At 47.2% G+C, this 10,000-nt stretch carries 7 protein-coding genes and 1 pseudogene; 5 read left to right on the top strand and 3 right to left on the bottom strand.

Annotated features, from left to right (window positions below):
* From LDL40_RS11920 to dksA, 3 genes and pseudogenes are all read right to left on the bottom strand, one after another.
* Positions 1–461, bottom strand: a pseudogene (locus tag LDL40_RS11920) (hypothetical protein); the annotation flags it as partial.
* The gene (gene gluQRS / locus LDL40_RS11915) at positions 404–1,300 is read right to left on the bottom strand and encodes a tRNA glutamyl-Q(34) synthetase GluQRS (protein ID WP_300995597.1); all 897 of its coding nucleotides are present in this window, start codon (positions 1,298–1,300) and stop codon (positions 404–406) included. The pseudogene LDL40_RS11920 and the gene gluQRS, both read right to left, overlap by 58 nt.
* On the bottom strand, positions 1,300–1,749 hold the full coding sequence (gene dksA, locus LDL40_RS11910; RefSeq protein ID WP_046518342.1) for an RNA polymerase-binding protein DksA: 450 nt from the start codon (positions 1,747–1,749) through the stop codon (positions 1,300–1,302). Before dksA ends, gluQRS begins: the two co-directional genes overlap by 1 nt.
* A gap of 300 nt (positions 1,750–2,049) precedes the next feature.
* Here dksA and LDL40_RS11905 point away from each other — a divergent pair, with 300 nt between their 5' ends.
* From LDL40_RS11905 to LDL40_RS11885, 5 genes are all read left to right on the top strand, one after another.
* Positions 2,050–2,859: a sulfite exporter TauE/SafE family protein gene (locus LDL40_RS11905; protein WP_300995596.1), complete on the top strand. Its 810-nt coding sequence runs from the start codon at positions 2,050–2,052 to the stop codon at positions 2,857–2,859.
* A gap of 55 nt (positions 2,860–2,914) precedes the next feature.
* The gene (gene pepB, locus LDL40_RS11900; protein ID WP_300995595.1) at positions 2,915–4,204 is read left to right on the top strand and encodes an aminopeptidase PepB; all 1,290 of its coding nucleotides are present in this window, start codon (positions 2,915–2,917) and stop codon (positions 4,202–4,204) included.
* 96 nt (positions 4,205–4,300) lie between these two features.
* Entirely contained in the window at positions 4,301–6,760 is a 2,460-nt protein-coding gene (gene hrpB / locus LDL40_RS11895; protein WP_300995594.1) for an ATP-dependent helicase HrpB, read from the top strand.
* Positions 6,757–9,018 carry a penicillin-binding protein 1B gene (mrcB, locus tag LDL40_RS11890; RefSeq protein ID WP_300995593.1) on the top strand — a complete coding sequence of 754 codons (2,262 nt, stop codon included), beginning with the start codon at positions 6,757–6,759 and terminating at the stop codon, positions 9,016–9,018. The genes hrpB and mrcB overlap by 4 nt, the downstream gene beginning before the upstream one ends.
* A gap of 17 nt (positions 9,019–9,035) precedes the next feature.
* Positions 9,036–10,000 (top strand): winged helix-turn-helix domain-containing protein (locus tag LDL40_RS11885; protein ID WP_300995592.1); only part of this gene is annotated, 965 nt, incomplete at its 3' end.

Below are 10,000 nucleotides of genomic sequence, written 5' to 3'. Positions count from 1 at the left end.
GGGTGAGCATTGGTCACCACATCAAAATCTTTAGGTTTTAAACCCAGCAAAATATCGCGGATGCAACCACCGACCAAATAGGCTTCATAACCGGCATCTTTTAAGCGGTATAGCACTTTTAAAGCATTAGGGCTGATGTCTTTACGCGACACAGAATGGGTATCACGGGAGATTTTTTTCAGCTCAGGCAGAATGGACTGACGGCTTTTTTTGGGTTGAGCTACGCTCTCAACGCTTTTGCTGCCAAGGGTGCGGCGGCAAAAATCCAGGACTCGCGAAATAATGGCAGTACTCCTTGTGAGCTTAGCTAAATGAACTCGATGAAAAAAGCGGCTAATGATACCGCAGCCTCTGGAAAAATAGAACGTGCGGCCTTGTGCTTTCTGGAAAAACTCTGGTTTTTTTACAGGAAATCCGCCGATTTTTGTTCGCTTTGTCTTGGGATCTGCTGTATCTGCCATGCAGAACAAGCCCAGGCTAACAATTCTGTCGCGTCGGCACCTTTTAATTCTGGCGGCGGTGGATGGCCTAAAAAGCGTAAAACTGCGGTTAAAGTGTCGCTGACGGGCCAGTGCTCTACTGCTGGTGCATGGTTTTGTTTGCTCAGTTTAAAGCCTGGTTCAACGACAGCTAATGGAAGATGCAGATATGCCGGTGCTGTAGAACCAAGTAGTCCAAATAAGGCTTGTTGCCTGGAGGTCAGGTCAATTAAATCTGCGCCGCGCACTACTTCAGTGATGCCCTGGTCCAGATCGTCCACCACGACCACAAGTTGATAAGCAAAGAGCCCATCACGGCGTTTCAAAATATAATCTTCTGCGGCAACACTAGATGGGATTTGTACTTCTCCTGCCAGTAAGTCAGTGAAGCATGTTGCTGTGGCCGGAGCTTTTAAACGCCAGGCTAATAGCCCTTCGGTGAGCTGTTTGTCACGGCAAAAGCCGTCATAGCCATGCACCAGACTTTGGATGCGTGTTCTGTTGCAGTTGCATGCATAGGTGAGTTGCTGTTGTTTTAACAGATCCAGCACCTGTTGATAACGCTCTAGTCTTTGGCTTTGCACCCAGACATCACCATCCCAGAACAGTTGATAACGCTCCAGGGTGTGTAAAATACTGTCGGCTGCGCCAGCTTGCATTCTGGGGGTATCTATATCTTCCATCCGCACCAGCCACTGGCCTTGTTGGGATTTCGCTTGCAGGTAGCTGCCCACAGCAGCTATGAGGGAACCAAAATGCAAAGGGCCGGATGGCGATGGCGCAAACCGGCCCCTGTAAGCAGGAGGGACAACAGGCATCATTAACCGCCCAGTTGTTTTTCCTTGATTTCAGCCAGCGTTTTACAGTCGATACACAGATCGGCAGTAGGACGGGCTTCTAAACGTTTGATACCAATTTCGATACCACAGGTGTCGCAGTAACCGAAGTCTTCGTCTTCGATTTTTTGCAGAGTTTTTTCAATCTTCTTCAGTAATTTACGTTCGCGATCCCGAGCACGTAATTCCAGACTGAACTCTTCTTCCTGAGCAGCACGGTCCACTGGATCCGGGAAGTTTGCAGCTTCGTCGGCCATATGGTTTTTGGTGCGATCCACTTCTTCACGTAACTGTTGACGCCATGCGTCCAGAATTCGGCGGAAATGGTCCAGCTGTTTTGGGTTCATGTATTCTTCGCCCTGCGCAGCCTGATAAGGCTCTACGCCGGCAAGGGCTAACAGACCCAAGGTTTTTACGGTTTTGCCTTCTGGCATGATCATCTCCTGTAAAACAGTGCCAAGCAAAAAGTTGGCGGCTAGTGATAGCAGAAAAATATGACAGCTGCAATCACTATTAAAAAAGCCGCCGAAGTATACAGAGCAGAACTGCCTGCGTCACCTTTTTTCCAACATGTTACAAATTTGGCAGGTTTCAAAAAACACCACTCTAAACCGCAAAAACCCGACTTGGGAAGCATTGATCTTTACACCCCCTGTTAACTTATTCAAAACAGAAGATTTTTACCGCTTCTCTTTGTTAGAGTAAGGCTCTTTTCCGAACAAAGGGTGTGGGTTATGGCCATCGAATGGATACTTGCGTATTTGTTGTTAGGTGCTTTTGTAGGTTTTTTTGCTGGCTTATTAGGGGTAGGCGGAGGCGGTATTATGGTGCCTGTGCTGACCGCTTTATTTTTGGCGCAACACTTTCCGGCTGAATTGTCTGTGCATATGGCACTGGCAACCTCCATGGCGGCCATTATTGTCACGTCCTTTTCCAGTATGCGTAGCCATCAACGACATGGTGCTATTTTATGGTCTGTGGTCTGGAAGTTAACACCGGCCATTTTAATAGGTACTGTCGCTGCAGCTTATCTGGCGGCAGCTTTATCGTCTCTGGCGCTGGCGATATTTTTCTGCTGTTTTATGAGTTACGTCGCTCTGCAGATGTTGCTGAATATCAAACCTAAAGCTAGCAGACAACTGCCAGGTGTTATTGGATTAAGTAGTGTTGGCTTAGTGATAGGTGCAGTGTCGGCTTTAGTGGCTATTGGTGGCGGTTCGCTGACCGTGCCGTTTTTAACCTGGTGTAATGTTAAAATCCAACAGGCGATAGGAACTTCTGCTGCCGTTGGTTTACCTATTGCGATCAGTGGCACGCTGGGCTATTTCCTGGCCGGAGCTTCGACAACTGCCGGGCTACCGAGCTACAGTCTGGGATATGTCTATCTTCCCGCTATGTTGCTGATAGCGGCTGTCAGTTATTTTACGGCCCCTTTGGGCGCAGCTTTGGCCCATAAATTACCTGTAGCCACCTTAAAGAAAGTATTCGCCGCATTACTTATCGCATTAAGCGCTAAAATGCTGCACAGCGTCTTAACCTCTTGAGGGCCTGTGGTACACTCGGCCTCATGATTTATCCGGTGATGATGAGATAAAAACTATGTCAGATCTAATTCAAGTTCGTTTAAGTAACGATGTTGCAGATGCCAAATGGGGCAAAAATGTGCTGTTAACGCCTGATACAACAGGCTACCAATTACATGTCAAAGTGACTGATTTGCGTTCAGTACAAAAAGCAGGTCGTCAGTTGGATGCTTTAGGTATTCAGCAGTTTCAACTGGTAGGTGATGGTTGGACTGTCGACAGTCAATGGGCTTTGTATCAGGGTTTTTGTACGGCAAAAAAATTGGGCGCTATCGGCTGGACAGGCACAGCAGCTGAACAACAGCAATTACAGCATCTCCATCAGACCTTTAGCTGGGCTAAAGCTATTATCAACCAGACTCCGGAAGATTTATCCCCTGTTACTTTGGCAGAACAAGCTGCTACTTTTATTCAGGCAGTCGCGCCAGCAGGTTCTGTGTCTGCAGAAATTATTGCAGGTTCAGCATTACTAGAAAATGGCTGGGTAGGTATCCATGCGGTTGGCCGCGGCAGCGACCGGGATCCGGCCATGTTGGTGTTGGACTACAACCCAACGGGCAAAACAGATGCTCCGGTCTTTGCGGCTTTAGTGGGTAAAGGTATTACCTTTGACAGTGGCGGTTATTCGATTAAAGCCAGTGAAGGCATGGTCACCATGAAATGTGATATGGGTGGTGCAGCCACTGTCACCGCAGCTTTAGCTTTGGCGATACTGCAGGGCTTAAACAAAAGAGTGCAGCTGATTTTGTGCTGTGCTGAAAACCTGATTTCCGGCGGTGCTTTTAAGTTAGGCGATATTCTGACCTATAAAAACGGTGTCACAGTTGAAATAGTCAATACAGACGCTGAGGGCCGTTTAGTGCTGGCCGATGGTTTGCAAAAAGCTGCAGAAGCCACACCACAACTTATTATTAACGCTGCCACTTTAACAGGTGCCGCAGTAAATGCTTTAGGTACAGAATACAATGCAGTGTTCGCTTTGGACAAAGCCTTAGCGCAACGGGTATTGGCTTATGCTGACCAGGTACAGGAAGGTGCCTGGCAATTACCGCTGGAAAAATGGCATCAGGGCCAATGCCCTTCTGCTTATGCTGATACCGCTAATAGCCGCCCTATTAAAGGCGGTGGTGCTGGTGGTGCCAGCAATGCGGCGGGTTTTTTAAGTCGTTTTGTGCCTAATGATGGCAAAGGCTGGGTTCATTTAGATTTAGCGGCCGCTTTTCAGGGCTCTGCGACTGGCTTTTGGTCCGCTGGAGCCACTGGTGTAGGTATTCGTCTGGTGGCTCAGACGTTGATCAACGAATAATTCAGCACCAATTGCTGTTTAACACAGCAATTGGTCTGGACATTGATGTTTCTGACTTCGGTTCATATTAAAAAGCAGCTAAGATAAGGCTGCTTTTTGTTTATCCAGAGACCTAATTTGTTACCTGTTGCAGAAATTTGTCCGGCTTTGATGCAGAGCCTGAAACAACACAACAAAGTTATTTTATCTGCGCCGCCAGGTGCGGGTAAATCTACTTACCTGCCGCTATATTTGCTTCAACATTTTGATTTTGTTGGTAAAAAAATCCTGCTATTAGAGCCCAGAAGGTTGGCAGCTAAAAGTATCGCCAGTTTTCTGGCTGGCCAGTTGAATGAGGCTGTGGGCCAACAGGTTGGCTATCAAATCCGCCATGAAAAAAAATATGGCAACAATACCCGTCTGCTGATCGTCACAGAAGGGGTGTTGATCCGGAAAATTCAGCAGGATCCTGAACTTGCTGGCATAGATCTGATTATTTTTGACGAATTCCACGAACGTTCGTTGCAGGCGGATTTAGCTTTGGCACTGGCGCTGGAGGTGCAGCAACTGAACAGCGAATTACAGTTGCTGATTATGTCCGCTACTTTGGACCAGCAAAAACTAGCCACCGCTTTGGATGCGCCAGTGCTGTGCAGCGAAGGACGTAGTTATCCGGTTGATGTGCTTTATCAGTCGCCAAGCTCTGAGCCTGTTTGGTTGCAATGCGCCAGACTAAGTCTGCAAGCCAGCCTGAAACATCCGGGCAGTATTCTGACTTTCTTACCTGGTCAGCGTGAGATTAATCAGGCCATGGAGTGGTTGCTGGAGCAAAACAGAGATAAGCAGTTAGATATTTACGCTCTGTCCGGGGCTTTAACTCTGGCCGAACAGCAACAGGCCATAGCGCCAAGCCCGGCAGGACGGCGTAAGCTGGTATTGACCACTAATATTGCTGAAACCAGTTTAACCATCGAAGGAATTGAAGTCGTTGTCGATTCGGGTTTGTGTCGTCAGGCCCTGTATCATCCGAAACATGGTTTAACCCGGCTGGATACTGTGGCTATCAGTCAGGCTTCCGCAATCCAACGAGCTGGCAGGGCCGGGCGCCTGTCCGCTGGCATTTGTTATCGCCTCGATAGTGCAGAGTTATGGCAACGCCGTATTGCTTATACTCCGCCGGCAATATTGCAGTCAGATTTAACCTCCTTATTGTTAGAGATTTCAGCCTGGGGTTGTTCCGCGGAGCAATTGTTCTGGCTGGATTTTCCACCTCAAAATAATCTGAAATCAGCAGCCTGGGTGTTATTACAGCTCAAAGCTATTAATGACAAAGGCCAAATCACAGACTTTGGCCGGCAGTTGTTAGCTACAGGAACAGAGCCACGTCTGGCCGCTTTGCTGCTGCATGGCAAACAACTGGAACAACAAGGTGAGCAAGGTGCAGCCTGGTTGGCAGTGGTGTTGGTCACTCTGTTGGAGAACCCAAACCGCAGTCGTGAGCAGGATATGGATCTGCTGCTGCAGCAGCCCATGCAGGGCGCTTTATTACAGCAGGCAAAGCAACTGGCACAGCAAAATCAAATTAAAGTCAGCTCTTATTTGCCGCAGCATTTAACCGCAGCTTTACTAAGCCGCGCTTTTCCTGACAGGATCGCGTTATTGCGAGGTAAAGGTTATCTGTTGACCAACAGTGCCGGAGCATCATTATTCCCGGACAGTGCGCTTTCAGGAAGTGAAGTGCTGGTGATTTGTGATTTATATTTTGGTCAAACGACTCAGGTCAGTCTGGCAGCCCGCTGGACTTTAGCTGAACTGATGCAAGAGTGGCGTTCTGATTTACAGTCGCAGGACTACGTTGGTTTTGACGCGCAGCAGGGCCGTTTTATCGCCGAACAACGTTTAGTCTTGGGCAGTTGTGTACTGGAACGTAAACCTCTGACTACTAAATTGACCGAGACTGAACAGCAGCAAGCCTGGCTGGATTGGATCAAACAACAAGGATTGCAGGTGTTACCCTGGACTGAGCAGGCATTGCAGCTGCGCTATCGTTTGCAATTGATGCACACCCATATGCCAGAGCATCAGTTGCCTAAAGCCGATGATGATTCCTTGTGGGCTGATGCCGATGTTTGGTTAGCTCCAGCCTTAGCTAAATTTACAAAACTGAATGATTTGAATAAGTTAGACCTGTACACTTTATTGTGGCAACGTTTAAGTTACAAAGAGCAACAACTGCTTAGCAGCCTGATGCCAGACAGTTGGCGTTCAGCTGCAGGCTCTATGATCCCAGTACACTACAGTGAGGAAGGTGAGGCCATTTTGTCGATCCGTATTCAGGAAATGTTTGGTCAACTCGATACTCCAACTGTGGCAAACGGGCGTTTAGCCATGAAAATTCATTTATTGTCGCCAGCGCGTCGCTCTTTACAGGTGACTCAGGATTTGGCCAGTTTCTGGGCCAATAGTTACACAGAAGTAAAAAAGGAAATGAAAGGTCGATATCCGAAACACTATTGGCCCGAAAATCCTGCCGACGCCATGCCGACTAATAAAACTAAAAAAGCTATGCACAAATGACACAAAAACCCAGCCGCACCCCAAGAAAAAAACCAGCCGCTAAACAGGCGAAGCGTCCACAATTTGCCCGTCAAATGCTGTGGCTAGCCCTGAAACTTGGGCTGGTTTTATTACTAACATTATTTATTTATCTGATTTATCTGGATAGCAAAATTACTACCTTGTTTTCCAGTCACAAATGGCAGTTTCCTGCACAGGTTTATGCCCGAAGTCTGGAATTAATTCCGGGCAAAAGTCTGACACAAAAACAGCTCATCAGTGAGCTGGATTTATTGCAATACAGGGCTGTTGATAAAATTACAGGGCCAGGCCAGTACAATCAATCGAATAGCAAAGTTACAGTGTTTCGCCGCGCTTTTCAGTTTGCCGATGGCTACGATCAGGAAGAGGTATTTACTGTCTCCTTCGCTGGTCAGCGGGTACATAACATTTATGATCATCAGTTAAAAAAATCGGTACAAAAAGCCCGTATTGAACCACAACTGGTGCAGCATTTGGTGTCTTCGGAGCAGGAAGACAGGGAAATGGTCACTCTGGCTGATATGCCAGAGCACATTAAAGATGCGCTGTTAACTATAGAGGACCGCGACTTTTATCGCCATCATGGTGTTTCTGTCTGGTCTGTGGTCCGGGCCTTCTGGGCCAATCTGCTGGCTGGGCGAACTGTGCAGGGCGGTTCTACTTTAACTCAGCAGTTGGCAAAAAATATGTACCTGACCGCGGATAAAACCGTGATCAGAAAAGTGAACGAAGCGCTGATCGCCCTGATCCTGGATTATCGCTACAGTAAAGATCAAATTCTGGAAGCTTATCTGAACGAAATTTTTATTGGTCAGTTCCATAACAATGCTGTGCATGGTTTTGCGCTTGGCAGTAAATTTTATTTTGGTAAACCACTGGATGAGTTGTTGCCGGAGGAATATGCCTTGCTGGTGGCCCTGGTTAAAGGTCCTTCTTATTATGATCCAAGACGTTTTGGTGCCAGAGCTAAAGATCGACGTGATCTGGTGCTGAAAATGTTGCATAACGAAAACTTACTATCCGATTCAGATTACCAGCGAGCAGTAAAAAAACCTTTGGCAGTGATCCCTATGGGTCACCATTTAAAAGGTCGCTCTCCTGCCTATTTGGATGCTGTGAAGCGTGAGCTGAAAGAGTTAGTGACTGATCAGGCAACCATTGAAAACGGCATCAAAATATTTACTTATATGGACCCACAGGCCCAGCTTGCAGCAGAGCAGACAGTGAAACAACGCTTGTCCGAACTGGATAGCAAGTTGGAAGCCGCTATGGTTGTGACTGATTATCAGGCTGGGTCATATAAAGCCATTGTGGGCGGTAAAGCTGTGCATTTTGCCGGGTATAACAGAGCTTTAGATGCTCGCCGGCAGATTGGCAGTATAGTCAAACCCGTTCTTTACCTGCAGGCGCTGAGCAGACCCAATCAGTTTAGTCTGGCCACCATGCTGGATGACAGCCCAATTCATCTGAAAGGTAGTCAGGGAGGCTGGAGCCCACAAAACTTTGATAAGAAATTTCGTGGTCAGGTGACCTTGATCCAGGCCTTATCAGAATCCCTGAACGTTCCTACCGTACGTTTAGGTTTAAAGCTGGGGTTGCCGGCGTTACAAGAAGGTTTTAAACGCCTTGGTCTGGAACGGGACGTGAAGCTACAACCTTCAGCCTTTTTGGGTGCTGTAGAGTTAACACCTGCCGAAGTAGCGCAACTGTATCAGGTGATTGCCAACAAAGGCCGTTACATAAAATTGGCCAGCATAGAGTCAATTACTACGACTGCGGGTACTATGTTGCATCAGCGCAGAAACATTGTGCAACAAAGAGTTACAGAAGAAGCAGATTACCTGTTGCAATATGCCATGCAACAAAGCAGTCGCAGCGGTACCTCAAAAATACTGGCCAATCAGTTTCCTGGTATACGTTTTGCCGGAAAGACCGGCACATCCAGCGAGCATAAAGACAGCTGGTTCACGGGTTTTGAGCATGAAACTTCGGTGACTGTCTGGTTGGGGCGAGATGACAATAAATCTATAGGTCTGACCGGAGGCTCTGGTGCTTTAACTTTATTCAGCCGGTATTTCAGCATGGTGCCACCGAACTCTTTGTTCCGGGCCATACCTCCGGATGTCAGTTTAGGGCGTTTTTCCGCTACGACTGGCCATGCGGTGGCTGACCATTGCGACGGAACTTTATTGTTACCCAAAGTGGTCAGTGCGGCATTACTCACAGATTGCGAATAAACGGGAATTATTGACTTATGTCGTTCAGGCCAGAGAAGCAATTAAAAGTTGAAGAATGGTGGTATTTACCACAGCTGGATAAGTTGGCAAAACTCAATAGCCGGATGGAGGTCAGTGAGCTGGCTGAGTTGGATCATCTTTGTCAAAGTGTTCTGAATTTTTTTCTGTTAAATCCGGGCCGTTTAATAAGTAAAGAAGAACTGTTAAGAGAAGTCTGGCAAATGACCTCTGTGACTGATGGCCGTGTTGCAAGGGTGATCAGTATTTTGCGGGACGTGTTGGGGGATGATGTCAAATCTCCGCGTTATATCGAAACTATTCCAAAGCGTGGCTATCGCTTTATCGCCAAGGTGATTGAGCAGGAACAGTTAATTGTGCAGTCTGCTGAACGGCAGGATGAACCTGTCAGTGCTGCAGAGCGGAAAATCAACAGGATTTGGTGGGTTAGTTTAACTGTCGCCACTGTGCTATTAGCTGTATTGGCCAGTTGGATTTTTTGGCCTTCAAGCACCGAAGAACAACAGCAAGCCCCTTTTGTAAGCTGGAGCCCGGTGTCTTCATTGGATGGCTTTGAGTATTACCCAGCTATTTCACCAAGTAATGATTTTTTGGTTTACAGCTATAAAAAAGGCAATATCACCTCAAATGTGCTGATTCTGCAAAATCTTATCAATCATCAGACGCAGCAGTTAACTCAAAGTGATGCTGATGACTACGGTGCAAGCTGGCGGCCTGACGGTCTTGCTATTGCTTATCAAAGACTCAAATATCGAGAGTTTTGTGAAATCCGAATGCTTACTTTTGAAGGTAAGCCAGGCCAATCTGAATGGAAAGATGAGCTTTTAACTCCTTGCGGAAAAACAAGCATCTCTAGCCGCATATCGTGGGCCGCAGATGGCAGATCACTGATCTACACCAGTGACGAAAATAGTCCACAGCGGATGGCTATTTTTTCATTTGATATTGCGTCGAAAAATAAAAC

This window comes from Rheinheimera sp., from assembly GCF_020217005.1.
GTDB lineage: Bacteria > Pseudomonadota > Gammaproteobacteria > Enterobacterales > Alteromonadaceae > Pararheinheimera.
This window is presented reverse-complemented; position numbering and strand designations above follow the sequence as displayed.